The organism is Mesorhizobium ventifaucium (genome assembly GCF_935822925.1).
GTDB classification, from domain to species: Bacteria; Pseudomonadota; Alphaproteobacteria; order Rhizobiales; family Rhizobiaceae; genus Mesorhizobium; species Mesorhizobium ventifaucium.
Genome location: NZ_CAKXZS010000034.1, coordinates 96,909 through 119,649 on the forward strand (window position 1 = coordinate 96,909; position 22,741 = coordinate 119,649).

Consider the following 22,741-nt stretch of genomic DNA (forward strand, 5'->3'; position numbering starts at 1 on the left):
CCGCAAAGCCGATGCAGCGCACCAGATACATCGTAAGATATATCTTGACTCAATCGCTTTACGCGCTTAGCTAAGATATAACGTAAGACATATCTCAAGGAGCAGACGATGCACCGACATCATCATTTCGGCAAGCATGCCGAGCGCGTTTTCATGCATATGGCCGGCAGGTTCGGCGGCCGTGGCGGCGGCTTCGGCCCATTCGGCCACGGCATGAGGGGCGGCGGGCGCGGCGGGCCGGGCGACATGTTCCGCGCCGGGCGTATGCTGGCCGACGGCGATCTCAAGCTGATCACGCTGTCGCTTCTGGCCGAGGCGCCGCGCCACGGCTATGACATCATCAAGGCGCTGGAGGAACGCACCAGCGGCGTCTACAGCCCCAGTCCCGGCGTGGTCTATCCGACGCTGACCTTCCTGGAAGAGGCCGGCTATGCCGTCTCGTCGGCGGAAGGCAACAAGAAGGTGTTTTCGATAACCGAGGCAGGGCAGGCGCATCTCAATGACAATCGCGAGATGATCGACCACGTGCTCGATCATCTCGAGCGTTTCGGCCGCAAGATGGCTAAGGCGCGCGACTGGTTCGGCTGGAACGACGACGGCGAGGATGGCGGACGGCGCGGCCGCGGCGGTTCGGAAAGCCGCGACGAATTCCGCGCCGTGCGCCGCCGGCTGCGCGCAGCCCTCGACGACATCGTCGACGCGCCCGCTGAAAAACAGGCCGAGGCGATCGCGATATTGAAAGGGGCGGCCGAAGCCCTAGAAGCGCTGTCGCGCGACTGACGTCCGGGCCGGATGCGGCCCTTGCCCGTTTGCCTAAGGACCGCTAGTGAAATCATCCTGCACCACGCTATTTGATGCAGGACGATTGCCGTTGGAGGGCGCGCCCATGTCTTTTCTGAAACGTCTTTTCGGCGGTGGCGGCGGTGACGCGGGCGAACCAAAGAGTGCTGCACCGGCAAAGCAGATCGAGCACAAGGGATTTTTGATCAGCGCCACGCCCTACAAGGCGGAGGGCCAATACCAGACCTGCGGCGTGGTTTCCAAGGAGATCGACGGCGTGATGAAGGAGCACAAATTTATCCGCGCCGATCGTTTTGCCGGGCTCGACGACGCTGTCGACATCTCGATCAAAAAGGGCATTCAACTGGTCGACGAGCAGGGCGAGAAGATGTTCGGGTGAGACCCCGTTCGGTCTCCGGCACATCTACCTAAAAGCGAAATAGGGCAAGCGCCGTATCAGGCGCCTGCCTTTTAATTTACCGACGGCTGGTGGACTACGCCGCCGCCGCGGCCTGTTTGCTTTCGGTCGAGGCCACCAAGGCATCCACCTTGGCCGATGCCTTGGCCAGAGCGCCGGTGACGGCCTCGGGGCCCATGCCGACGCCTTCGATGCGGATGACTTCGACATCGGCAATGCCGATGAAGCCAAGCACGCTGCGCAGGTAAGGGATGGCGTGATCCATCTGCACGGCAGCGCCCTCCGAATAGATGCCGCCCGAGGCAAGGACGATGTAAACTTTCTTGCCGGTGACAAGGCCCTTCGGGCCATTCTCGCCATAAGCGAAAGTCTTGCCGGAGCGGGCGACGTGATCGACCCAGGATTTCAGGGTCGACGAGATGCCGAAATTGATGAAGCCGGTGGCGAGGATGATGGTGTCTGCCGCAAACAGTTCATCCAACACGCCGTCGGAAACGCCGACGACCTCGGCCTGGCGCTGGGTGCGGGCCTCGACGGGCGTATAGATGCCGGTCGAATAATCGGGATCGATATGCGGCAGCGGGTCGGCGACGAGGTCGCGGACGACAAGCTTGGCCGAGGGATCGGCGGCAAGCAGTTTCTCGGCGAGCTCGGTGGCGATACGGGTCGAGTGCGAGGCATTGCCGCGCGGGCTCGATGTGACAAGAAGGATAGACATGGCGGGTCTCCAGGGATGAGTTGAATGTCCCGCAAATATGGGGCTGCCAGCCCATTTGAAAAACTGGTATATTTTTCGTATGATCCATCTAAATTATGGATGGAACGATGCAACCCAACCCAACAATCGACCAACTGCAGATCCTGGTTACGGTGGCCGACACCGGCAGTTTCTCCGCCGCCGGGCGCAAGCTCAACCGCGCGCAATCGGTCATCAGCTACGCCATCGCCAATCTGGAGGCGCAGCTCGGGCTGAAACTGTTCGAGCGCGAGGGCACGCGCGAGCCGCAACTGACCGATATCGGGAAGGCGACGCTTGAAGATGCGCGGCGCATGGTCGGCGTGCTGCAGCGGATTCGCTCGCGTGTCGACGGCCACCGGCAAGGTCTCGAGGCCGAGGTCGTCATGTCAGTGGAGATGACCTTGGCTTTGCCGGTGCTGGTGCGGGTGTTGAAGGCCTTCGAGGTGCAATTCCCGACCGTGACGTTGCGCCTGCATACCGGTTCGCTGGGCCTGATCGTCGAGCAGGTGGTCAACGGGCAGGCCGATTTTGGAATCGGCGGCATTCCGGGCGATGCCGACGTGCACCTGCTGCGCATCGGCTTCACGTCGATGGTGCCGGTTGCGGCGCCCGATCACCCTTTGGCGCGACTGCCAGGACGGGTGCCGCTGGAGGAGGTGCGCGAGCACACCCAACTGGTGGTCAGTGATCAGTCGGAGCGGACGCGCGGGCGCGATTACGGCGTCTTTGCCTACCGCACCTGGCGGCTGACCGACGTGCGCACCAAGCATGCGCTGATGCGTGAAGGATTAGGCTGGGGCGGCCTGCCGCGCTGGCTGGTCGCCGACGATCTGGCAAGCGGCCGCCTTGTCGAGCTCGACCTCGAACCCTACAGCGAGGTGCGGGCGCCGCTTTATGCCATGCATCGCGCCGACCGCAGCCCGAAGCCCGCGGCAGCCTGGCTGATCGACGAATTCAAGCGCCAGCTTGGCTGCTTCAACGAATTTGAGCCGGGTGAGGTGCCTGAGGAGGAGGCGGAGTCAGTCCGTCGATCAGCGCCATGAGAACCGTGCGATAGTCCTCGGCCGACGCTCCAGCTTCAATGGCGAGTGCCGCGCGATCGAAAGCGGCGGCAAGCAAAGTCGTTAGCGCTTCCACAGGCAATTTCGTCATCGAGTGGGAGCGCATCGCGGCAACGAGACCCTCGCGCAGCGAGCGGTTGCCGTGGCGGTTGTCGATCTCGTCCATGGCGGCGCGGCCGAGAACGGCCGGTCCGTCGAGCAGCAGCAGCCGGGTGCGGCCAGACATTCGCATGGCGGCAAGATAGGCATCCGAGCCGGCGACCAGCGCGTCGCGGGCAAATAGCGAGGGCGGCGAGGCGCGCTCGATCTCTTCCGCCACAGCAGCCGCCTCCTGCTCGACCACCGCGGCGAACAGCGCCTGCTTATCGGCAAAGTGATGATAGAGCGCGCCGCGCGTGACGCCGGCCGCAGCCACGATCTCGGGCGTGCCGGTCTCCGCATAGGACTTTTCGATGAACAGTTTTCGCGCCGCGGCGATCAGGTAGGCGCGCGTCGCTTCGGTACGATCGCGGTTGGAACGGCGCGCGGATTCCTGTTGCATACATGCAGCCTGTATGTTAATACGCATTTACATGCAGACTGTATGTTATTTGACGGGAGAAGGAAAGATGAAGACGACAAGCTATTACCCGGTGCTGATGACCGGCGACGTTGCCGGCACGAAGGCCTTCTATGTCACGCACTTCAGCTTCAAGCCACTGTTCGAGAGCGACTGGTACGTGCATCTGCAATCCACCGAGGATCGCCACGTCAATCTCGGGATCGTCCAGGGCGATCATGACACGATTCCTGAGGAAGGGCGCGGCCGTACCTCCGGCCTGTTGATCAATTTCGAGGTCAAGAACCCGGATGCGGTCTACGAGCGGGTCACCGCCGCCGGCCTGCCGATCCTGCGAACGCTCCGCGACGAAGCCTTCGGCCAGCGCCACTTCATCACCAAAGACCCCAATGGCGTGCTGATCGACGTGATCAAGCCGATCCCGCCCAGCGCCGAGTTCCTGGCGCAGTTTGTTGAAGGGGCGGCGGGCTGAGACGAGGAGAGTTCGCTAGTCGTCGGCGGCGACTGCGCGGTCCTGCTTGGCACACTGGCTGGTGGTTTCGCTGCTCGTCCGGATCTTTGCGCCGCAATAAAGGTCAGCTTCGCGCCACCGGCATCAGCGTGACCTGAGCAATGCCGGAGCGGCGCACCACCGTGCACTGCGTTTCGCGGCCGATGCGCTCGGCATCGAGCATGCGCACCAGATCGTCGACGCCGGTGACCGGGCGGCCGTCGATGGCGGCGATGATGTCGCCTTCCCTGAGCCCGGCCTTGGCCGCCGGGCTGTTCGCCTCGACGCTGCGCAGGCGCACAGCCGTGCTGCTCGACACTTGCGACAGCAGGGCGGCGCGGCGCGGCAGGTTTGTCGTATCGGCCGAGACACCGATGAAGGCGCGGCGCACGCGGCCGAAGCGGATGATCTCGGAAATGACGAAATTGGCGGTGTTGGAGGCAACCGCGAAGGCGATGCCTTGCGCGCCATGGATCATGGCGGTGTTGACGCCGATGACCTCGCCCGCCGACGACACCAGCGGTCCACCGGAATTGCCGGGGTTGAGTGCTGCGTCGGTCTGGATGACGTCGTCGATCAGCCGGCCGGTGGAGGCGCGCATAGAGCGGCCGAGCGCCGAGACGACGCCTGATGTGACGGTCCATTCGAATCCGAGCGGGTTGCCGATGGCAATGGCGATCTGGCCGCGCCGCAGGCGCTTGGAATCGCCGAGCGGCGCGATGTCGGCAAAGTTGCCATCGGCACGCACCAGCGCGATGTCGGTATCGGGGTCGCGGCCGAGAACACGGCCTTCTCTGGAGACGCCGTCCGGCATCGTAACACGGACGGTGCGGGCATCGCCGACGACGTGGAAGTTGGTGACGACCAGGCCGTCCGGCGTGATGACGAAGCCGGAGCCTTGGCCGCCGGCGCCACCGACGCGCTCGATGCGGCAGACGGCGGGACCGATGCGGTCCACGGCATCGGCGACCGTTGCCGAATAATCATCAAGCAGCGCATCATCGAACTGCAATTGCTGGGCGGGGAGGGACATGGCAGGGCTCCGTGTCTTTAGAGCAAGATGAAGGACGCCTATATGTGCGGAGCAGCCGGATCGGCCGCGACCTGACCAGATGGCCAGTCGAACGCCGAACTAGCCGTCAGGCGAGTATCCGCGAGCGCGCTGCCGAGCGATATCTGGGGTATGAAAAAGACCCAGGAGACCAACATGAGCGACTTCAATCTGAGCGCATTTTCCGACGCCATCGCCGATATTGGCACGGCAGCAGCGCCGGCGACGGCGAGCTTCGCCACGCATCAGCATCGCACCGCGACCGCCTTCCATTGGCGCGACGGCTATTTTATCGCTGCCGAGGAGGCGGTGGAGGCCGGCGAGGAGATCGAGCTGGCGCTTGCTTCGGGCGACAAGGTGAAGGCTGAGCTGGTCGGCCGTGATCCATCCACTGGGACGGCCCTTCTGAAGCCGGCCGGCGCGCCGGACGTGCCGCCGCTGGCCAAGGCAGGCACGGTGCGGCCGGGCCATCTGGCCATCGCCGTTGGCAATAGTGACGGTGCGGTGCTCGCCGCATTCGGTACGGTCGGTGAGGTTGGTCCGGCCTGGCGCTCGATGCGCGGCGGCATGATCGACCGGCGCATCAATCTGGCCGTCAATGCCGGCGGCCGTTTCGAGGGCGGCCCGGTGCTCGACGCCAAGGGCGCACTGATCGGCATGCTTTTGTTCGGGCCGCGCCGGCGTGCGCTGGTCATGCCTTACGAGACGATCGAACGGGCGGTGACGACGCTGCGCGAGAAGGGCCATGTCGCGCGCGGCTATCTCGGCGCCGGCCTGCATCCAATCCGCAACGGCGACACGCATGGCGCGATGGTGATGAGCCTCGACGACAATGGCCCGGCGAAGGCGGCCGGCCTGCATCTTGGCGACATCATCACGTCTTGGAACGGCGAGGCCGTGCTCGGCCCGCGCGAGCTGATCCGCAGGCTCGGGCCGGACAGCGCCGGCGCGTCGGTGACGCTCGGCGTGGTGCGCGGCGGCGAACAGCGCGACGTCGCGCTGACCATCGGCGAAAAGCCGCTGAACTGAGAAGATCGATGGCAAGTAACGGGATCACGGGGCGGCGGCTGACGGTGCTGATCGCGCTCGATGACGTCGTGCGCGCCGAGCACCTGTCCACCGCCCTTGCCGCGACCGGCGATCTGCTGCCGATCGTGGCCGGCAGCAGCAATAGCGCCGACAGAGCGGATGTCGCGATCATCGATGACGTTTACCTGGAAAGAGGGGGCCTGGAAGGCGGGGCCAACGATCCCGTCATACCCCAGGTGCTCCTGTCGCAACGAGCGAGCCGGCAGCGGCCGGCCGATACCGTGCTTGCCGTGCTGCCGGCGGCAGCGGACGATCTGCTGATCGCTGCCGCCGCGCGACTGGCGGCGGCTGGCTATCGGATCTCGGGCGAGGGCCGCCCCTTGTCCGATCGACATGACGATTTCGCCTTCCATGACGACGACCTCTCCGACGAGGAGCCGGTCGACGACAGGGCCGGCCGGCCGGCGCTTTCGCCGCGCGAGAGCGAAGTGCTGGCGCTCTTGGCCGAAGGCGCGCCCAACAAGGTGATCGCCCGGCGCTTGAACATTTCCGTGCATACGGCGAAGTTCCACGTCGCGGCGATCCTGATCAAGCTCGGTGCGGCCAACCGCACCGACGCCATCGCCATCGCCATGCGGCAAGGCCTGGTGCTGGTGTGACGGTGGACTACACGGCCGGTTCGATATCCGTCAGCCGGAAATCGTCCCCCTTGAACAGCAGCGGCATGGCCTCGAGACGGGCCGTGGCATAGGCGATGCAGTCGCCGAAATTGAGAGCGGCCGGATGCCGGCCCTTGCCGTAGCGCAGGAAGGCCTGACGGGCCACAGCGGCGTGGTCGGCCGTAAAAGGGATCGTCTCGATCGATGCGGTGCGCAAAAGGGCTTCGAAGCGGTCGCCGATCTGGTCTTGCCAGCGGCCGACCAGCACCATCGTCGTCTCGAGCAGGGTCGGTGCTGCGAGCAGCCGCCTTTCAGCCCGAGCGATCGCCAGCACGAAACGATCATAGCCTGGTTCTGTGCGCAAAATAGCGACGAGGGCAGAGGAGTCGATGATCATCGCGTCGGGATTCCGAGTTCGTCGTAGCCGAGGATTTCGTCTTCGGTCATCGCATCTTGGCGTTTCGGTATCTGTGCGGCTCTTTCGGCGATTGCCATCAGGCGCTGAAAAAGGTCGTCGGCCTCGTCGCGCGGCACAAGCCGCTCGCGCGCAACTTCGCGCTCGAGGCTTTGACGGATCGCTTCCGTCACCGACACGCGACGGCGGCGGGCAAGTTCCCGCGCCAATTGCTCGACTACCCTGTTCTTGATCGACAGCGCCATTCTATATTCCACCTCTTTTTATAGAATATATATTTGCTCCGCTGGCGAGTCCACGCATTTCAGGTCGCCTCCGCAGCGTCACCACCACTCGCTGCTCGCCGCTCTTGTGTCTGGCGACGGCACGGGCAAGGATCGCGACCAACAGAATTGCAAGGAAGGCGGAACACATGTCGCTCAAGGGAAAGACGCTGTTCATCTCCGGCGGGTCGCGCGGCATCGGGCTGGCGATTGCGCTGCGCGCTGCGCGCGACGGTGCCAATGTGACCATCGCGGCCAAGACCGCCGAGCCGCACCCGAAGCTGCCGGGCACGATCTATACGGCCGCGCAGGAGATCAAGCAGGCCGGCGGCAAGGCATTGCCGATGCTGTGCGACATACGCGAGGAGGGGCAGGTGGCCGAGGCGGTCGCCAGGACCGTCGAGAAATTCGGCGGCATCGACATCTGCATCAACAATGCCAGCGCCATCCAGCTCACCGGCACGCTGGAAACCGACATGAAGCGCTACGACCTGATGCACCAGATCAACACACGCGGTACGTTCCTGGTTTCCAAAATGTGCATTCCGCACCTGAAGTTGGCTGACAATCCTCACATCTTGAATCTGGCGCCGCCGCTCGACATGAAGGCCAAATGGTTCAAGAACCATGTCGCCTATACGATGGCCAAATTCGGCATGTCGATGTGTACGCTGGGCATGAGCGCGGAGTTCGCCAGGGACGGCATCGCCGTCAATTCGCTGTGGCCGATCTCGACGATCGATACGGCAGCGGTGCGCAATCTTCTGGGCGGGGCGACAGTGGCGGCGATGAGCCGTTCGCCGGATATCATGGCCGATGCCGCGCATGCGATCCTGCTCCGGCCGTCGCGCGAAGCGACCGGCAATTTCTACATCGACGAGGAGGTGCTGCGCGCCGAGGGCGTCAGCGATTTTTCGATCTATGCGCCTGATGCGACAGGCCCGCTCGCCGGTGATTTCTTCGTGCCCGACGAGGTGTTTGCAAATTCGAAAACCAACGTCAAAAATATCTACTGACTGGCACCGGACGCCGTTCTCACTCCTCAGCCCTGCTTGGCTTCGAGGCCACCGCGAGGAATTGTCTAGGCCCCGCATAGGCCTCGGTTCTCCTCCGAAGCCCGGAAACAAAAACCCCGCCGGCGAGGGGGGTACCGGCGGGGCTCATGTGTCCCGCTGGAGTCGGGACAGGGCAGGGAAGCCCTAGCCAGAATCTGGGGTGGACGACCTCGCGATTCAATGCCGGGTTAAATCGCGACTTACATTCTCCTTCAACCTCGGCTCATTGCCGAAATTGCCCATCCCGGTGAAACCGGGGTGGGCTACGTCTTCCCGTATAGATTCCAGAAACCAGTTCTGGTTTCTGGAACTGCGAGTTAATTCGCGCTGGCCACCGGCGCCACCAGCGAGGTGATGCGGCGGATGGCGACGCGACGGTTCTCGCGCTCAGGCTCCGACGTATCGACCTTGAGATACTCCTCGCCATAGCCCTGTGTCGTCAGGTTCTCCGGCGGGATGCTGAAGGCATTGCTCAGGGCTTCGGCGACCGCCTCCGCGCGACGGTCGGACAGAGCGAGGTTCGCCTCCGGCCTGCCGACGGCATCGGTATGGCCTTCGATCAGGAAGGTTTCCGCCGGGTTCTTCTCGAGCAGCTTCTCCATGGCGCTGGCGACGCCTTCCAGTTTCTGCACCTCGGTCTCGGGGATTGAGGCTGAACCGAATTCGAAGTTCAGCGTGTCGAGGTCGATGCGGCGGGCGATGTCGCGCACGCGGGCCGAGCGCTTGACCTCGTCGATCGAGTAGAGGCGCTGCACCCTCTCCACAGGCGGCTGTTCGAGGAAGGCATAGTAGTCGTCCGGATCCTCGACCTCTTCGGAATCCAGAATGTACTCCTCGCGTGGAATGTCGATCCGGATCGGCGGCAGGTCGTCACCCGGATCGCGCCAGTCGCCATCGTCCTCATAGTACCGCTCGTCGACATAGCTCAGCACATATTCGCGTCCGTCGGGCGCGATGCGTGAACGCCGGACGACATCGCCGTAGCGGTTGCGGATGGTGACGATCTGGATTCCGTTATCACGCTCGACGATTTCCCGGGTGCGATCGCCCGACAGCTCCTCATAGTAGACGTTTCGCGCGCCACGGTGCATGCGCGGGGCGTCGTCGCTTTCCACGATCGTCTGGTTGTTGAACTGGAGGATAACGCGGTCGCCGAGTTCCCTGACGACGTCGACCCCTCGCGGACGGGGACGGCGGCGAATGTCCTCGACGTCGGGCGCGCGCTCAACGCGTTTGCCCTTTTCCTCGGTCACCGGAACCATCTTCTCAAGCCTGATCGCCTGCTGGGCTGTCCTGTCGTCGGTGGGCGGCGGTCCCTGGTCGACCGGAGCCGGCTTCGGAGCTTCCGCCTGCTCGCCGTTCTGCTGGGTGGGCTGACCACCCGCGTCCTGGCCGACAGTCTCTTGCGCGTTGTCCCTGCCGCCCTTGCGCTTGCGCTTGGCATCTTTCTGACTGTCGAACACGGGAGCCTCGCCTTGTGCCGGAGCTTCGCCTTCGGCGGGCGCGGCCTGTTTGCGCTCGGCGGGCTGCTCGCCGGTTGAGGGCTGCTCTCCCGTCACCGGCTGTTCGTCGACAGGATTCTTGCCACGTTCCTTGGCCTGATCCCGGGGCTTGTCGCCCTCAGCGGGAGCCGTTTGCTGGTCGGTCGGAGGCGGCTCGGTCTGCTCGCCGGCTTCCTTCCTGGCTGGCTGTTCGGATGGTGCGGCTTCCTCCTGCTGCTCCCGCTCCCGCTTCTTTCTGCGGGGTTCGGGCTGTTCGTCGCTCGCAGGCGCGGCCTGCTCGGCGGGCTTTTCGGCCGGTGCGGCTTCCTCCTGCTGCTCCCGCTCCCGCTTCTTTCTGCGCGGTTCGGGCTGTTCGTCGCTCGCAGGCGCGGCCTGCTCGGCGGGCCGTTCGGCCGGTGCGGCTTCCTCCTGCTGTTGCCGGTCGCGCTTCTTTCTGCGCGGCTCGGGCTGTTCGTCGCTCGCAGGTGCGGCCCGCTCGGCGGGTGCGGCTTCTTCCTGTTGTTGCTGCTCGCGCTTCTTCCTGCGCTGGCTGCCCTGCTGCTCCTCGCCGGAAGGCGCGGCCTGTTCCACGGGCGCCGATTCAGCCTGCCGCTCGCGCTTCTTGCGAGGCTTCTGCTCCGGTTCCGCCTGCGGGGCGCAGCCTTCCGCCGACTCGCCTTCGGGGCAATTCGATTGCACGGGGATCAACGGCGTGGCGGTACTCTGCGGTGGGTCAAGCGCGGCGCTGCCCTGCAACGGGAATGCGCCCAACGGCGCGGACGCCATCAGCAGGCCAAGTGCCGTGCCTGCCAGAATCCGTGGTTGGCGTTTCATTAAAAAATCCTCCTTTGGCGTCCCATCCCGGCCCAAACTGTTCATCAACCGGATTGGTTCCGGTTAGTGGGCATTAACGGCTACGAAGGGCAATTGGCCGGCGTTTTGAAGGCGACTTCGTGTTATTCCTATGGTGCCGGCCAATGGTGCTGGCCGGGTCTGCGTCTGTTGCGGAGCTTGACCTTCACCCGGCCAGGGGCCACATCCCGTCGATGGAAACGCCGTTCTGGAAAATCAAGACGCTCGAGGCTATGACCCCGGCCGAGTGGGAATCGCTTTGCGACGGCTGCGGCAAATGCTGCCTGTCGAAACTCGAGGACGAAGACACCGGCGCGATCTACTGGACGAGCGTCGGCTGCCGGCTGTTCGACGCCGAAACTTGCCGCTGCTCCGATTATGCCAACCGGTTGGCGCGGGTCCCGGACTGCGTCGGGCTGACGCCGCAGAATGTGCGCACCATCAGTTGGCTGCCCAAAACCTGCGCCTACCGGCTGGTCGCCGAGGGCCACGACCTCTACTGGTGGCACAGGCTGGTGTCAGGCAGTGCCGAGACGGTGCATGAGGCCGGCATCTCCATGCGCGGCCGGGTCAGCGCCAGCGAGACCGATCTTGCCGAGCAGGACGACTATTTCGAGCACATGCTGGACGACGAGCCCTAGGGGCCTGGCCTTCAGGACCCGGAACCGGCTGCCCGACAGCGCGTTTTCCACCCAAATGGTTCAGAACCGACCGGATTGTTCAGAACCCGGAAGCCGAGAAGACTGCGCAATTGCTTGTTGCTGCAACATGAACGCGAAATGAACGGCCGGTTCGTAAAAAGTTCAGATACACAAGCGCATTCTCCTGGCCATAGGTTCGACCAAGACATGATTGGTTCGATCAAAGGCGGGCGGAAGCCCTGAACAAGGAGAGAAGACATGTTCAACACGATCAAGACGGCGGCCCTTTCGGCGCTTATCGGCCTCGGCACGCTTGCCGCTATCCCCGCCACAGCCCATGCAGACAGCATCTATCTCGGCTTCGGCAACAACGACGATCCGCGCGTCGGCGTCTATTCCGGCGATGACGATGGTTACTACCGCGAACGCCGCCGCGAACGCGACTGGCGCCGGTCCTGCTCGCCAAACCGTGCTCTCGGCAAGGCAGAGCGCATGGGTCTGCGCCGCGCCCGTATCGTCGACGTCAGCCGCCGCACTGTGAAAGTGGCGGGCCGCCAGTATGGTGACCGCGTCCTGGTCGTGTTCGCCAATGAGCGCGGCTGCCCGGTCCTCTACCGGTAAGCGTTCGCACGTTATCTATCGGCAACGGCCCGGAGTAATAGGGACCCTTTCCGCTGGGATAGAAGGGTGCGGCTCGAAAAAACCCCGGAGGACCAGTCCTCCGGGGTTTTCATGCAGCAAAGTCAATGTTGCCGCAGCAAGGCCGAACCGATTCCGGTGGCGGTCACTTCAACTCGAAAGTGACGGTGACCTGCACCGTGTAGGAATTCTCGCCAGCCTGCACCGGAACCGATTCGCGGGCCGCGTCGAAGGCCTTGGCGTTCATCGGTATCGGTGGCGGCACGACGTTCTGGTCGGTGATTTCCAGCACCCGCCCGATGCTGACCCCGGCAGCTTCGGCCAGCGTCCTGGCCTTGGCCATGGCGTCGGCGACCGCCTTCTTGCGGGCTTCGGTGACAGTTGCCGTTGGATCCTCGTTGGAGAACGAGATGCCGCCGCCCTGGTTGACGCCGAGCGACACCGCCTTGTCGAGAATCTCGCCTGTCTTGTCGATGTCGCGGATGCGCACCGAAAGCGTGTTGGTCACCTGGTAGGCGATGAGTTCGGCTTCCTGGCTGCCGTCCGGCTTGTTGGTATAATTGTAGCGCGGGCTGATCTGGATGCCGGCTGTCTGCAGGTCGCGCTCCTTGATGCCGGCTGACTTCATCGCGGCGATCACCGAAGCCATGGCGTCGTTGTTGGCATCGAGCGCGGCACGCGCGGTCTTGGCCTCGCGCATGACGCTGAGCGTCAGCAGCGCCAGATCGGGGGCCGCGGTCGCTTCGCCTTCGCCAGTGACGACGATGCGGGGCGGCGGCGAATCGGCCGCGCCGGCGATCGCCGGAAAAGCGATTGCGGCGGCGAGCGCCAAGGGCAAAAGATGTCTGGTCATAAAAATCTCCTCGGTCTGCGATCCAGTCGCGCCTGTCGACTACCGCATCCGCCCAAGAATCGGAATCGATTTCGGGACGCACGATGCCTAGATTCAAAGCGTTAGAGCGTAGTTTGCGCGTCAAGTGGACGCTGGTCGCTCTAATGTCTGAATATGGGCTGATTTGGACGATTTCGGCCAGCCCATCCGGAAAGCCTTGTGCGATTCGGGGAAAAACATTAATCCAGCCGCGTGTGGGGCCTGTAGCTCAATGGTTAGAGCCGGCGGCTCATAACCGCTTGGTTGGGGGTTCGAGTCCCTCCGGGCCCACCATGACCTTTGATTTCATTAATAAAAAGTGCCCTCGGCCCAAAACGTTTTGGGCCCATTGTGGGCCCAAGGCAAGGCCGTGGCCCCGGTTTGTTCCGACTCGATTTGGTTATTTGACAATGCGGAGGTTTGTCCGCCGCTTCATGGCGTCGCGTTTGGCCTCGCGCTCGTTGATGGCACGAGCAATATCAACCGCGATCCGCTTCTTATTGGCCTCGCGGACATACTCATCCGTCACGGCCATTGAGGAATGGCCCATCGCCTCCATAATGGCCCGCGCTTGGATGTTGCATTCAGCGAGGTAGGTGCCGAAGGTGCGGCGCAGGCCATGGAGCGTGTAGCCGCTAGGAATTCCCGCCTGCCGCGTCCAGTGCTGCATCATGCCGGTCAGGCTCTTTTCCGAGAATGACCTGCCATAGGCGTTCTTTAAGACAGTGCCGCCTTTCGAGCGATCGAGCGGGTCCAAGGCCGCTGCTAGTTTGTCTACGACTGGAATGAACATCTCCCGCCCGCCATGGCGGTTGCGGTTCTTCTTCTGGCGGAAATCAAAGGCCTCGATTAGCACCAGCGAGCCGTCGAACAGTTCGATCTCTTCCGTTAAAAGATCGTCCCACTCAAGAGCAGCGATATCGCCGCGCCGATTTCCAAGCCAGAAGCCGAGTGCATAGCAGGTGCGTGCGGCTGTGCCGATTGGGTGTCGCTCCTCGAACCTTTCGCGCATCGCAATTGGCCAAGCTGGGTTCTTGGTCGATTTTGGCACCCGCACACGGATAGATAGCGATGGATCATCCTGCGGCTTGATCCATTTTTCGACATCGGTCGCAACCCATAGAAGCTTCTTAAGAGCGACCAACATGTGTTTGGCAACTGTGCGGTTTGTCCTGAAGATGCCTTCAATTATGGCGCGAAGCCGATCCGCGTCGAGATGTTCGACAGGAGTATCGCGCCAGGTGAGTGGGTAGTTGGGATCGACCCGCAGGTTGAGAAAACGCTCAATCAGTCGCGCATTCTTCTGCTGCGTGGCTTCATCAAAATCCAGCCACTCCATTGTCGTTTCAAGCCGGCGCGCGGCATGGCCAAAGGTTTTTGGCAGTCCCCGACTGGGCAAATCGACGATAACTGCCTTCTTGGCTTGACCCTGCGTGGCCTTCTCGTAAGCCGCGTCGAACTCGGCCTCTCCGGGCTTACCGGGAAGGCGGATTTCCGGCATGCCTTTTGCGCGGTAGCGATAGATTAGCTTGCCGTTCTTGGGTCGCGAAGATACCCCAGGGTAACGGGCATCCTTAAATGGCCGAGCCATCAAATGCTCCTTTCAGTCCGGGGACCCTTTCAGAATCGCCCGTAGCGAAAGGGTTTTGCTTTTGATGGCAACGCGCAGGAGCACCGGGTAAGGAAACCCTCTTCCTTGCTCTATGCCTTCGAATGTGCGTTTCGGTATTCCCAGCACCTTGGCCGCGGCTTCGGCAGTAAACCCTTCCTTGGCCCGCCATGCTTTCACGTCTTGCGCAAGTTTCTCATTCTCGTTCACGTCATGCCTTCCGCACGGGCTATCATCGTACTACGCCTGCAGCGTATACGCAACGAGCGTAGTTGCTATCTTTTGTCTACGCCCCGTTTGCTTCGTTCCAACAGCTCTTGAAGGCCGCTGTCTTTGTCCGGCAACGAGGTGAAAGCGATATCCAGGGCTACACGATCCCAGACAGCGCGGCTGTTGATGCGCTTGGGCTTTGGCATACGCCCATCGGCAACCATCTCGTCAAAAAGCGTCGATCCGACACCGATGTAACGAGCTGCTTCCTCACGAGATAGCCCTCGTGGGGGATACGAGATTGCGTCACTCTTCATGGACGCTGCCTCGGTCTTGATACTCCGGGCGTGTTGGTGTCGAAGCACAAAGCCGCATCCTAGTTGCCATTTCGCAGCGAGGAGATCGTGTTGGGCTAAACTAAGAAGAGCCTCGTTAAGCGGAAGCGGCCTGACTAGCTCGTTCGGCGTAAACTGGCAGCAACGTGTGAACGGGTGGATTCCGGCAGGAGAACAACCCGTGGGGCAGGACGGCTTTTCGCCGAGCATGGCAATCAGCGAGCCACTACTCAGCGTCGCGTTTGGGCCGGGGAACGAACCCGCTGCGCGGGCTGGGCGCCGCGGTAAGGTAGAGGGCACAGGCCGGCCGTCGCGCCTGCATTGAGCGTCGTCCGACAGCGGCAGAGCATGACGGGCTTCTTCAATAAGGGAGCCTGACCATGCCTAATCCCGTTCCGATGCCCCTATCAGCCCGCTGCGCCAACGGTTGATTGACGACATGACCATGCGCCGGTTCGGCCAGGAGACGCAGCGCAACTACGTCCGCGATGTCGGACGGTTCCCGACCTTCCTATAGAGCTGCCGCGTGCTGATTGGCTTCATCCGCGTGTTGTCCCGGGAACAGCCAGCCGTCGCGGTGCATCACTCCCTGCTGCCGTCCGACCTTCCACCACTGGCGCAGCAGAGTGAGCAGGTCTTCGGATAGCATCGCATTACGATATCGCCCTTGCCTCGCTCGACACGCAGCAGCATGCGCTCGCTGTCGACGTCGGTGACCTTCAGCATCGACACCTCCGCGACGCGCAGGCCCGCGCCATAGGCGACCGAGAGCGCAGCCTGGTGCTTGAGACACGTGGTGGCGTTGAGGAGCCGGGCCACCTCGTCGCGGCTGAGCACCACGGGCAGCTTGCGCGGATGCGCCAGTCGGACGAGCCTGCGCGCCAGGTCCGGGCGGTCGAGCGTATGGGTGAAGAAGAAGCGCAGCGCCGACACGATGCTGTTCATGGTCGGCACCGGAACGCCGTTCTCCTGCTGCTCGATCTGGAACCGGCGCAGGTCGTGGGCGGTCGCAGTGTCTGGTGAGCGGCCAAGGAATGTCGCCAGGCGTCCGATGTCGCGGAGATAGTTGCGCTGCGTCTCGCCTGACAAACGCCGCATGTTCATGTCGTCGGTCAGCCGCTGGCGCAGCGGACTGATAGGGGCATCGAGAACGGGATTAGGCATGGTCAGGCTCCTTGTTGAAGAAGCCCGTCATGCTCTGCCGCTGTCGGACGACGCTCAATGCAGGCGCGACGGCCGGCCTGTGCCCTCTACCTCAACCGCAGGCGCCCTCCCGCGCAGCGGGTTCGTTCTTCGACCTATTGCGGTGATTGTCGCTGTTCGGCGACAGCTCCGGTTCTTCCAGTTAGGTGATGATCCTACGGCTTCACGTTTCGCAGGAGCGAGTGTCGCTACGACGCACTTGAAGTTCCTTCGCTGACGTTCCTCGCGATAACGCTAAGCGCCTGATCATATCCACGACCTTGATATAACCGTCAAGGACGTCGCCGGATCGAGACTGTCGGCTGCCCCAGCACCACTAAGGCCGATGACACCGCCGCGGACCGGCCCCTCAGCCCCTGATTTCTGAGTGATCTGCGCCATGTGGCCCAGCGGGGTCAGTACAGGTTTCTCGTAAACGCGCTTAACTGGAACAGTACGCATAGATGCGCGCGCAGCGCTGGCGAGGATCGAATTGGCGACCGTGGCTGAAACGCCGAGCGCCGTCGCACGGCCGAGAAATTCACGTCGGCTCAGCCGACCCGCAGCGACGTGACGGCTGAGATAGTCGAGTTCCTGCGACATGAGATGTTCCTTCTCCCATTCATTGTTCCTGGAGAATTGCGGCTCGTTCACGAACCGACTTTCTTCCCCAGCCCGCTAGGCTGTCTCGTGCTAATGTCAGCGCTTTATCAAGATCAGTGGAAGCGAGCGGCCAAAGAATCCCTTTTCTATGGTAGTGGTCAAATACAGATTGTCGTCCCACATGATCTCGTTTCAAGATCGTTCACACGCAGGGCGGATCTGGTTCCGAGATGCGCGAGAATCGATACTTGACGAAATGATGTGTGATCGAACAATCAGCAGCAGGCCAGTCTGGCGCGGCCGGTCTCCGCAGCCCGGAGGCGACCTCGTCGCCGCGATCGAGGATGATCATGGAGGATTTGCGATCTACGGGATCGCCGCGTGCATGCGGTGCTGCGCAGAAAGGGCGCTGTCACATGATTGAGCGGTAAGGAAAGAGGTGCAGCGCGCCCATGACTGTGAGTGCGCTACTACGGGCGACCAAACGCCATGCCGAACGTAGAACACTGCTCTCATAAGGCTTGAACAACCGGGCGGAGCATACGGGAGCGAACGCGACAGGATTTCCGGTCAGTCGCGCCGCAGGTCGGCGGGCTGGGGCTGGGCCGCCAGCGTCTCGAACAACTGCGCGGCGATCGCCTCGACCTGCTGCGCGAGCAGCTTCACCCTGCGGTTGCTGAAGGCCGGCGCCACGATCGTGCGTAACCGGGCATGCTCGCCCCCTCGTGCGAGACCAGCCACCCCGGCGAACCGAGAATCACCGAATCCGGGGTGAATGCCGCCGGCGGCATTCCCGCGGGCCGGAACGCCGCGTCGGACAGCGCCGCCTTGGCCTCGTCGTAGCCTGTCACCCACCAGCCTTCGTGCCCGGACGGGAAGCGCACGCGGTGGATCGGACCGTTGGCGCGTAGCGCCAACATCTCGGGCGAGGGCTCGATGTGATCGACGCGCCACATCGCTTCGGCAAAGCTCGAGCCGATCCTGATCACTACAAGCCGAACGGAGGCTAGATCATGCTTCAGAAGACCAGCCATCTCATGCGCGAGGCTAATCTCATCAATGGCGAATGGGTGCAGGCCGACAGCGCCAGACGGTCGACGTCAACAATCCGGCCACCGGCCTCAGGATCGGCACCGTGCCGAAGTCGGGCAAGGTCGAGACGCGCCGCGCCATCGAAGCCGCCGACGCCGCCTTCCAGACATGGCGCAAGACCACCGCGCTCGAGCGTTCGAAGCTGTTGCGCAAGCTGCATGACGCGATGATGGACAATCAGGATGTGCTGGCCGAACTGCTGACCATCGAGCAGGGCAAGTCGCTGTTCAAATCGAAGGGCGAGATCGGTTCGGCCGCGTCCTACATATTGTGGTTCGCCGAAGAAGGCCGCCGCATGGCGATGTCGTGCCGTCGCCCTGGGCGGACCGCCGCATCCTGGTGACCAAGGAGCCGGTCGGCGTCATCGCCGCCATCACGCCATGGAATTTCCCGTCCTCGATGCTGGCCCGGAAGCTCGGCCCGGCGCTTAGCCACACGAGGCGCGCCAGCTGACGTGTTGTTGTTGGTGTGCGCCTCGGCAACCGCTTCATTTTGTCAACCAGCCGCTCCAGCGATCCGGCGCGTTCCAACTCCGCAAAGAAATGATGCTACCGAGCCGGTGCATCTCGGCCAGGTTCCACACATACGGATACTCGACCATGAAATCGGATCGAGGCGAGGCCTTGGACGGTTCAGTCTTGGTTAGGATACCGCCGCCTACGATCCGATCAGCCTTCTCCCTTGGTGCCATACACGGCCTTCAGCGCAGTCGCCTGCGACGTCAGCTTTCAGGAAATGGCAAAGCTGAACTATACGGCCGAAATTGCGACGCAAAATGGACTGCCCCGCATACTTGATCGAAGTTACCCGCACGTTCCGGCGTTCTCAATCTTTTCCAGGTAATCTGCCCACCACTGCATCATCTTAACACGCTCTTCCCAATGCTCCGCCCGGGCATAGGCGCGCCGAACGTTGTTACTTTCAATGTGAGCAAGCTGTCGCTCTACGGCGTCTGGATGCCACTTGCCGCTTTCGTTCAACAGAGTTGATGCCGTTGCTCGAAAGCCGTGCGCGGTAGCTTCTTCCTTGCCGTAGCCCATACGGCGCAGGGCGGCGTTAAGCGTGTTGTCGGAAATCGGACGCGAACCCGATCGAACACTAGGAAACAGCAGCAACCCACCACCAGAGATTTCTCTAAGTGAGGTCAGGACGCTGAGGGCCTGCTTTGAAAGGGGGACGCGATGCGGCCGTCGCATCTTCATGCGTCCTTCAGGGATGGTCCACACCGAGCTTTCGAAATCAAACTCGTCCCATCCGGCCGCGCGCAACTCGCCGGGGCGGGGAAACAGCAGCGCCATCAGCTTCAGGGCGGCCCGGGTTATAGCCTGTCCGTCAAATGCATGGATCGCCCTCAGCAAGCCTCCCAAGGCCTTCGGATCGGTAATCGCGGCACGCGACGTGACTATCGGGCTGATGAGTGCGCCCCTCAGGAGGATAGTCGGATCTGCTTCGGCGCGTGCGGTCGCGATTGCGTATCGAAACACGCTGCCGATGGTGGAGCGCAGTCGCCTGGCCGACTCGTATCGACCGCGAACCTCCACGCTGCGGAGAGCGGCAAGAATTGTGGCCGAATCGATCTCGCGAACACTATTGTCTCCAAAGGCTGGATAGGCAAAGTCGAGCAACCATTTGACCTTGGTGATGGTCCGGTCTGCACGTCCTTCCTTCTTCAGCTTGTCGACATATTCCTCGGCGATTGAGCGAAAGGTGTCCTTTGCCGAGTCGGCCTTTTGCAGCTTACGCTCCTGTGCGGGGTCAATGCCACGTAGGAGGAGACGTTTGGCGGTATCGCGCGCCTCGCGTGCCTCAGCGAGGGAGATGAGGGGATAGCTCCCCAAGGCCAGAAGCTTCTGCTTGCCGCCAAAACGATAGGCGAGGCGCCATAAGCGAGATCCGGTAGGCTGAATCCAAAGCTGGAGCCCGCCAGCGTCAGACAATTTCACAAGCTTGGAAGCGGGTCGGGCATTGCGGCATTTCACGTCGGAAAGGGCCATTTTCGGGACCTTCATTTGGCTGCATCGATACCATCAGGATCTCCAATACCAGCGAAAATACCAGCCCCCCGCCGCGTTTGACCAACTACGCCGAAGTTCCACAAAACCCGACCATCCGCGCCTTTCGCGCCGAAATCGCTAAGGATTTCAGTCGGTTGAAGGAACAGAAGCGTAGAAGCTTCGGCGAAAGAGACTGTCGGGAGAAGAGGGGATGGTGCCCAGAGGCGGATTCGAACCACCGACACGCGGATTTTCAGTCCGCTGCTCTACCAACTGAGCTATCTGGGCCTGTTCCGGCACGCGGGCAGTTCTGCACGCCGGATTTCTTGAAAGCGCCGCCGGCGCCCCTTGAAAGCGCGTGGGTTATAGCACGGGAATCCGGCCTGTCCAGCGCTTAAGCGTTGATTTCAAGCGGGAAGCCAGCAGTTGCTGGACAGGTCGATTCATGGGACCCGGTCGAAGTCACCAAGCCGTGCCGAACAGCTTCATTTAGGAGGGTCGTTGTCCGTTTCGTCCTCGTCGTCGCGGCCCGGAATGACATAGGCGCCCTTGAGCCAGCGGTTGAGGTCGATGTCCTTGCAGCGCACGGAGCAGAACGGGTAGGTCTCGCGCGCCGACGGCTTGCCGCATTCGGGGCAGGGCCGCTTGGGGCGCAGCGGCGTGACCTTGTCGTCCGAACCCGAACTCATGGCCGAACTGACTCCCAGTTGGCATGCACTTTGAACCCCTCGCCGGTCAGCAGCGCCACCGTCTCATAGAGCGGCAGGCCGACGACGTTGGTGTAGGAGCCGACAAGCTTGACCACGAATGCGCCGGCGAGACCCTGGACGGCGTAGCCACCGGCCTTGCCGCGCCATTCCCCCGAGGCGACATAGGCGTCGATCTCGGCGCGCGGCAGCCGCTTGAATCGCACCCTGGTTTCGACCAACCGCTGGCGCAGCTTGCCGGCCGGCGTGATCAGGCAGATGCCGGAATAGACCCGGTGCGAACGGCCGGACAGCAGTCCGAGGCAATTGACGACGTCGTCGAACGTTTCGGCCTTGGGCAGGATGCGCCGGCCGACGGCGACCACCGTGTCGGCGGCCAGCACGAAGCTCGGCGCATAATCCTCTTCCGTCTGCAGCGACGCCAGCGCCTTTTCGGCCTTTTCCTTCGACAGGCGCTTGGCCAGCGAGCGCGGATGCTCGGCGCGCAGCGGCGTCTCGTCGACACCGGCCGGCAGCACGCGGTCCGGCTCGATGCCGGCCTGCTGCAACAGCTCGATCCGACGCGGCGAACCCGAGGCAAGCACGAGCTTCGGCAAAATGCTCATCGCGATCCCGGGAGCTCTGACGATCTTACTTGAAACGGTAGGTGATGCGGCCCTTGGTCAGGTCGTAAGGTGTCATCTCGACCAGGACCTTGTCGCCGGTCAGCACGCGGATGCGGTTCTTGCGCATGCGGCCGGCGGTGTGGGCGATGATTTCGTGTTCGTTTTCGAGCTTCACCCTGAACATCGCGTTGGGCAGTAATTCCGTGACGATACCCGGAAACTCGAGGACTTCTTCCTTCGGCATTCGATACCTTTGCTTGGATGGATTCCCAGCGCCTAGAGCATGATGCCGAAAAGTGTGAAGCGGTTTTCGGACGACATCATGCTCTACTTCTTTGATTTAGAGTCGGATGATTTCAGGTCGAACAGACCTGAAATCATCCGACTCTAGCCGGAATTTGGGCGGAACCTATATGATAATCGTGCGCTTGTGAACATGCTTAAATCAGCGCGGTTTTCCTGCTTCCGGCGCCAGAAAACGGCTGCCGATCCGCGCCTTCAGTCGTTCGCGCACCTCGCGATAGGCGGCCATGATCTGCTCACGCGTGCCGCCGACGCCAGTCGGGTCTGGCATCGGCCAATATTCGACGTCGACGGCAAGCGAGCGGGTAAGCTCGAGCGCGGTGTGATGGGCTTCCGGCGACAGCGTGATGATCAGGTCGAAATAGTCGTCCTCGAGGTCGTCCAGCGTCCTCGGGCGCCGGTCGCCCAGCGAAAGCCCGTCCTCGGCCAGCACGGCGTCGACGAACGGGTCGCGTTCGCCGCCGCGCACCCCGGCCGACGCGACGAAACTGGTGGCCGGAAGCACTTGGCGCGCCAGCAGTTCGGCCATCGGCGAGCGCACCGCGTTCATGCCGCAGACAAACAGGATCGAGCGGGGCAGGATCGAGCTGGGCAGAGCGGCTGACAGGTCAGCCTCGCCAGTGCAGCACGCAAACCAGCGTGAACAGCCGGCGCGCCGTGTCGAAATCGATGTCGATCTTCCCGGCCAGCCGGTCCATCAATGTCTGCGAGCCTTCATTGTGCAGACCGCGCCGGCCCATGTCGATCGCCTCGATCTGGCTGGGCGTCGAGGTGCGGATGGCGTCGTAATAGCTTTCGCAGATCATATAATAGTCCTTGACGATGCGCCTGAGCGGCGTCAGCGACAGGATGTGGGTGACAACCGCCGCGCCGTCCTCGCGGGCCACCGCGAAGACCAGGCGGGATTCGGCCAGCGACAGTTTTAGCCGGTAGGGCCCGGCGCCGTCGTCATTGACCGGCTGGAAGCTGTTTTCCTCGATCAGGTCGAAGATCGCCACCGCCCGCTCATGCTCGACGTCGGGCGTCGAACGGCCGATCGATTCGTCGAGTTCGACATCGATCAGCCTGGCACGGGTTCGATCGTAGTCCGCCATGTCA

25 protein-coding genes, 2 tRNA genes and 4 pseudogenes are annotated in these 22,741 nt (G+C 62.6%); 11 read left to right on the forward strand and 20 right to left on the reverse strand.

Annotation, left to right across the window (positions count from 1 at the left end; translation table 11 throughout):
• Positions 1–108: 108 nt before the first annotated feature.
• Positions 109–780, forward strand: coding sequence for a PadR family transcriptional regulator (locus NMG70_RS25965; RefSeq protein ID WP_254027159.1), 672 nt, complete (start codon positions 109–111; stop codon positions 778–780).
• Positions 781–886: 106 nt separating this feature from the next.
• Complete coding sequence (locus tag NMG70_RS25970) at positions 887–1,180, forward strand: HlyU family transcriptional regulator (protein ID WP_065009209.1); 294 nt, start codon at positions 887–889, stop codon at positions 1,178–1,180.
• Between the two features lie 94 nt (positions 1,181–1,274).
• Here NMG70_RS25970 and NMG70_RS25975 read toward each other — a convergent pair whose 3' ends face one another.
• On the reverse strand, positions 1,275–1,916 hold the full coding sequence (locus NMG70_RS25975) for an FMN-dependent NADH-azoreductase (protein ID WP_254027160.1): 642 nt from the start codon (positions 1,914–1,916) through the stop codon (positions 1,275–1,277).
• Positions 1,917–2,023: 107 nt separating this feature from the next.
• Here NMG70_RS25975 and NMG70_RS25980 point away from each other — a divergent pair, with 107 nt between their 5' ends.
• Positions 2,024–2,980, forward strand: coding sequence for a LysR family transcriptional regulator (locus tag NMG70_RS25980; protein ID WP_254027161.1), 957 nt, complete (start codon positions 2,024–2,026; stop codon positions 2,978–2,980).
• Here NMG70_RS25980 and NMG70_RS25985 read toward each other — a convergent pair.
• Positions 2,913–3,539, reverse strand: coding sequence for a TetR/AcrR family transcriptional regulator (locus NMG70_RS25985; RefSeq protein ID WP_254027162.1), 627 nt, complete (start codon positions 3,537–3,539; stop codon positions 2,913–2,915). The genes NMG70_RS25980 and NMG70_RS25985 overlap by 68 nt on opposite strands.
• 67 nt (positions 3,540–3,606) lie before the next feature.
• On the opposite strand from NMG70_RS25985, the gene NMG70_RS25990 reads away from it, so the two are divergent.
• The gene (locus tag NMG70_RS25990; RefSeq protein ID WP_254027163.1) at positions 3,607–4,029 is read left to right on the forward strand and encodes a VOC family protein; all 423 of its coding nucleotides are present in this window, start codon (positions 3,607–3,609) and stop codon (positions 4,027–4,029) included.
• Positions 4,030–4,132: 103 nt separating this feature from the next.
• On the opposite strand, the gene NMG70_RS25995 is transcribed toward NMG70_RS25990, so the two are convergent.
• A complete protein-coding gene (locus NMG70_RS25995; RefSeq protein ID WP_254027164.1) occupies positions 4,133–5,080 on the reverse strand; it encodes a S1C family serine protease in 948 nt (315 codons plus the stop codon).
• A gap of 174 nt (positions 5,081–5,254) precedes the next feature.
• Between NMG70_RS25995 and NMG70_RS26000 the strand changes: the two genes are divergently transcribed.
• Both NMG70_RS26000 and NMG70_RS26005 read left to right on the forward strand, forming a co-directional pair.
• Positions 5,255–6,127, forward strand: a complete 873-nt coding sequence (locus NMG70_RS26000; protein ID WP_254027165.1) for a S1C family serine protease — start codon at positions 5,255–5,257, stop codon at positions 6,125–6,127.
• An 8-nt stretch (positions 6,128–6,135) separates the two neighbouring features.
• Positions 6,136–6,786 (forward strand): helix-turn-helix transcriptional regulator, encoded by a 651-nt coding sequence (locus tag NMG70_RS26005; RefSeq protein WP_254027166.1) that lies wholly within the window; start codon positions 6,136–6,138, stop codon positions 6,784–6,786.
• 7 nt (positions 6,787–6,793) lie between these two features.
• Here NMG70_RS26005 and NMG70_RS26010 read toward each other — a convergent pair whose 3' ends face one another.
• The gene (locus tag NMG70_RS26010; RefSeq protein WP_254027167.1) at positions 6,794–7,183 is read right to left on the reverse strand and encodes a type II toxin-antitoxin system VapC family toxin; all 390 of its coding nucleotides are present in this window, start codon (positions 7,181–7,183) and stop codon (positions 6,794–6,796) included.
• A complete protein-coding gene (locus tag NMG70_RS26015) occupies positions 7,180–7,446 on the reverse strand; it encodes a type II toxin-antitoxin system VapB family antitoxin (protein ID WP_254027168.1) in 267 nt (88 codons plus the stop codon). Before NMG70_RS26015 ends, NMG70_RS26010 begins: the two co-directional genes overlap by 4 nt.
• 167 nt (positions 7,447–7,613) lie before the next feature.
• Here NMG70_RS26015 and NMG70_RS26020 point away from each other — a divergent pair, with 167 nt between their 5' ends.
• On the forward strand, positions 7,614–8,480 hold the full coding sequence (locus NMG70_RS26020; protein ID WP_254027169.1) for an SDR family oxidoreductase: 867 nt from the start codon (positions 7,614–7,616) through the stop codon (positions 8,478–8,480).
• Positions 8,481–8,836: 356 nt separating this feature from the next.
• Here NMG70_RS26020 and NMG70_RS26025 read toward each other — a convergent pair whose 3' ends face one another.
• Positions 8,837–10,786: an OmpA family protein gene (locus NMG70_RS26025; protein WP_367185587.1), complete on the reverse strand. Its 1,950-nt coding sequence runs from the start codon at positions 10,784–10,786 to the stop codon at positions 8,837–8,839.
• A gap of 260 nt (positions 10,787–11,046) precedes the next feature.
• Here NMG70_RS26025 and NMG70_RS26030 point away from each other — a divergent pair, with 260 nt between their 5' ends.
• Complete coding sequence (locus NMG70_RS26030) at positions 11,047–11,493, forward strand: YcgN family cysteine cluster protein (protein WP_254027352.1); 447 nt, start codon at positions 11,047–11,049, stop codon at positions 11,491–11,493.
• A 258-nt stretch (positions 11,494–11,751) separates the two neighbouring features.
• On the forward strand, positions 11,752–12,114 hold the full coding sequence (locus tag NMG70_RS26035; protein WP_254027171.1) for a hypothetical protein: 363 nt from the start codon (positions 11,752–11,754) through the stop codon (positions 12,112–12,114).
• A gap of 163 nt (positions 12,115–12,277) precedes the next feature.
• Here NMG70_RS26035 and NMG70_RS26040 read toward each other — a convergent pair whose 3' ends face one another.
• Positions 12,278–12,985, reverse strand: a complete 708-nt coding sequence (locus tag NMG70_RS26040) for an SIMPL domain-containing protein (RefSeq protein ID WP_254027172.1) — start codon at positions 12,983–12,985, stop codon at positions 12,278–12,280.
• Positions 12,986–13,221: 236 nt separating this feature from the next.
• On the opposite strand from NMG70_RS26040, the gene NMG70_RS26045 reads away from it, so the two are divergent.
• A tRNA-Ile gene (locus tag NMG70_RS26045) sits at positions 13,222–13,297 on the forward strand.
• A gap of 106 nt (positions 13,298–13,403) precedes the next feature.
• Here NMG70_RS26045 and NMG70_RS26050 read toward each other — a convergent pair.
• From NMG70_RS26050 to NMG70_RS26075, 6 genes and pseudogenes are all read right to left on the reverse strand, one after another.
• Positions 13,404–14,594 carry a site-specific integrase gene (locus NMG70_RS26050; protein WP_254027173.1) on the reverse strand — a complete coding sequence of 397 codons (1,191 nt, stop codon included), beginning with the start codon at positions 14,592–14,594 and terminating at the stop codon, positions 13,404–13,406.
• Positions 14,595–14,606: 12 nt separating this feature from the next.
• Complete coding sequence (locus NMG70_RS26055; RefSeq protein WP_254027174.1) at positions 14,607–14,822, reverse strand: helix-turn-helix domain-containing protein; 216 nt, start codon at positions 14,820–14,822, stop codon at positions 14,607–14,609.
• 65 nt (positions 14,823–14,887) lie between these two features.
• A complete protein-coding gene (locus tag NMG70_RS26060; protein WP_254027175.1) occupies positions 14,888–15,139 on the reverse strand; it encodes a helix-turn-helix transcriptional regulator in 252 nt (83 codons plus the stop codon).
• 522 nt (positions 15,140–15,661) lie between these two features.
• Positions 15,662–16,321, reverse strand: a pseudogene (locus NMG70_RS26065) (site-specific integrase); the annotation flags it as partial.
• A gap of 309 nt (positions 16,322–16,630) precedes the next feature.
• Positions 16,631–16,942: pseudogene (locus NMG70_RS33355) on the reverse strand (twin-arginine translocation signal domain-containing protein); the annotation flags it as partial.
• 576 nt (positions 16,943–17,518) lie between these two features.
• Positions 17,519–17,898: pseudogene (locus NMG70_RS26075) on the reverse strand (cytochrome P450); the annotation flags it as partial.
• 110 nt (positions 17,899–18,008) lie between these two features.
• Between NMG70_RS26075 and NMG70_RS26080 the strand changes: the two are divergent.
• A pseudogene (locus NMG70_RS26080) lies at positions 18,009–18,487 on the forward strand (aldehyde dehydrogenase family protein).
• A 350-nt stretch (positions 18,488–18,837) separates the two neighbouring features.
• On the opposite strand, the gene NMG70_RS26085 reads toward NMG70_RS26080, so the two are convergent.
• From NMG70_RS26085 to NMG70_RS26115, 7 genes are all read right to left on the reverse strand, one after another.
• Positions 18,838–20,028 (reverse strand): tyrosine-type recombinase/integrase, encoded by a 1,191-nt coding sequence (locus NMG70_RS26085; protein WP_254027176.1) that lies wholly within the window; start codon positions 20,026–20,028, stop codon positions 18,838–18,840.
• A gap of 212 nt (positions 20,029–20,240) precedes the next feature.
• A tRNA-Phe gene (locus NMG70_RS26090) sits at positions 20,241–20,316 on the reverse strand.
• A 197-nt stretch (positions 20,317–20,513) separates the two neighbouring features.
• The gene (gene yacG, locus NMG70_RS26095; protein WP_254027177.1) at positions 20,514–20,717 is read right to left on the reverse strand and encodes a DNA gyrase inhibitor YacG; all 204 of its coding nucleotides are present in this window, start codon (positions 20,715–20,717) and stop codon (positions 20,514–20,516) included.
• A complete protein-coding gene (locus tag NMG70_RS26100) occupies positions 20,714–21,340 on the reverse strand; it encodes a Maf-like protein (protein WP_254027178.1) in 627 nt (208 codons plus the stop codon). Before NMG70_RS26100 ends, yacG begins: the two co-directional genes overlap by 4 nt.
• A 25-nt stretch (positions 21,341–21,365) precedes the next feature.
• Positions 21,366–21,584 carry a translation initiation factor IF-1 gene (gene infA, locus NMG70_RS26105; protein ID WP_006329283.1) on the reverse strand — a complete coding sequence of 73 codons (219 nt, stop codon included), beginning with the start codon at positions 21,582–21,584 and terminating at the stop codon, positions 21,366–21,368.
• Between the two features lie 201 nt (positions 21,585–21,785).
• Positions 21,786–22,250, reverse strand: a complete 465-nt coding sequence (locus NMG70_RS26110; RefSeq protein ID WP_301555189.1) for an arsenate-mycothiol transferase ArsC — start codon at positions 22,248–22,250, stop codon at positions 21,786–21,788.
• A 1-nt stretch (position 22,251) separates the two neighbouring features.
• The gene (locus NMG70_RS26115) at positions 22,252–22,737 is read right to left on the reverse strand and encodes a UPF0262 family protein (RefSeq protein ID WP_254027180.1); all 486 of its coding nucleotides are present in this window, start codon (positions 22,735–22,737) and stop codon (positions 22,252–22,254) included.
• Positions 22,738–22,741 lie beyond the last annotated feature (4 nt).

Excerpts from the sequence above, each read along its gene's own strand:
- NMG70_RS25965 (WP_254027159.1), top strand. The coding sequence starts at position 109 with ATGCACCGACATCATCATTTCGGCAAGCATGCCGAGCGCGTTTTCATG.
- NMG70_RS26025 (WP_367185587.1), bottom strand. The coding sequence starts at position 10,786 with ATGGCGTCCGCGCCGTTGGGCGCATTCCCGTTGCAGGGCAGCGCCGCG.
- NMG70_RS25980 (WP_254027161.1), top strand. The coding sequence starts at position 2,024 with ATGCAACCCAACCCAACAATCGACCAACTGCAGATCCTGGTTACGGTG.
- NMG70_RS26020 (WP_254027169.1), top strand. The coding sequence starts at position 7,614 with ATGTCGCTCAAGGGAAAGACGCTGTTCATCTCCGGCGGGTCGCGCGGC.
- NMG70_RS26050 (WP_254027173.1), bottom strand. The coding sequence starts at position 14,594 with ATGGCTCGGCCATTTAAGGATGCCCGTTACCCTGGGGTATCTTCGCGA.
- NMG70_RS25985 (WP_254027162.1), bottom strand. The coding sequence starts at position 3,539 with ATGCAACAGGAATCCGCGCGCCGTTCCAACCGCGATCGTACCGAAGCG.
- NMG70_RS26085 (WP_254027176.1), bottom strand. The coding sequence starts at position 20,028 with ATGGCCCTTTCCGACGTGAAATGCCGCAATGCCCGACCCGCTTCCAAG.
- NMG70_RS26115 (WP_254027180.1), bottom strand. The coding sequence starts at position 22,737 with ATGGCGGACTACGATCGAACCCGTGCCAGGCTGATCGATGTCGAACTC.
- yacG (WP_254027177.1), bottom strand. The coding sequence starts at position 20,717 with ATGAGTTCGGGTTCGGACGACAAGGTCACGCCGCTGCGCCCCAAGCGG.
- NMG70_RS26060 (WP_254027175.1), bottom strand. The coding sequence starts at position 15,139 with ATGAAGAGTGACGCAATCTCGTATCCCCCACGAGGGCTATCTCGTGAG.
- NMG70_RS26000 (WP_254027165.1), top strand. The coding sequence starts at position 5,255 with ATGAGCGACTTCAATCTGAGCGCATTTTCCGACGCCATCGCCGATATT.
- NMG70_RS26030 (WP_254027352.1), top strand. The coding sequence starts at position 11,047 with ATGGAAACGCCGTTCTGGAAAATCAAGACGCTCGAGGCTATGACCCCG.
- NMG70_RS25995 (WP_254027164.1), bottom strand. The coding sequence starts at position 5,080 with ATGTCCCTCCCCGCCCAGCAATTGCAGTTCGATGATGCGCTGCTTGAT.
- NMG70_RS26015 (WP_254027168.1), bottom strand. The coding sequence starts at position 7,446 with ATGGCGCTGTCGATCAAGAACAGGGTAGTCGAGCAATTGGCGCGGGAA.
- NMG70_RS26035 (WP_254027171.1), top strand. The coding sequence starts at position 11,752 with ATGTTCAACACGATCAAGACGGCGGCCCTTTCGGCGCTTATCGGCCTC.
- NMG70_RS26005 (WP_254027166.1), top strand. The coding sequence starts at position 6,136 with ATGGCAAGTAACGGGATCACGGGGCGGCGGCTGACGGTGCTGATCGCG.
- NMG70_RS26040 (WP_254027172.1), bottom strand. The coding sequence starts at position 12,985 with ATGACCAGACATCTTTTGCCCTTGGCGCTCGCCGCCGCAATCGCTTTT.
- NMG70_RS25975 (WP_254027160.1), bottom strand. The coding sequence starts at position 1,916 with ATGTCTATCCTTCTTGTCACATCGAGCCCGCGCGGCAATGCCTCGCAC.
- infA (WP_006329283.1), bottom strand. The coding sequence starts at position 21,584 with ATGCCGAAGGAAGAAGTCCTCGAGTTTCCGGGTATCGTCACGGAATTA.
- NMG70_RS26010 (WP_254027167.1), bottom strand. The coding sequence starts at position 7,183 with ATGATCATCGACTCCTCTGCCCTCGTCGCTATTTTGCGCACAGAACCA.
- NMG70_RS26100 (WP_254027178.1), bottom strand. The coding sequence starts at position 21,340 with ATGAGCATTTTGCCGAAGCTCGTGCTTGCCTCGGGTTCGCCGCGTCGG.
- NMG70_RS25990 (WP_254027163.1), top strand. The coding sequence starts at position 3,607 with ATGAAGACGACAAGCTATTACCCGGTGCTGATGACCGGCGACGTTGCC.
- NMG70_RS25970 (WP_065009209.1), top strand. The coding sequence starts at position 887 with ATGTCTTTTCTGAAACGTCTTTTCGGCGGTGGCGGCGGTGACGCGGGC.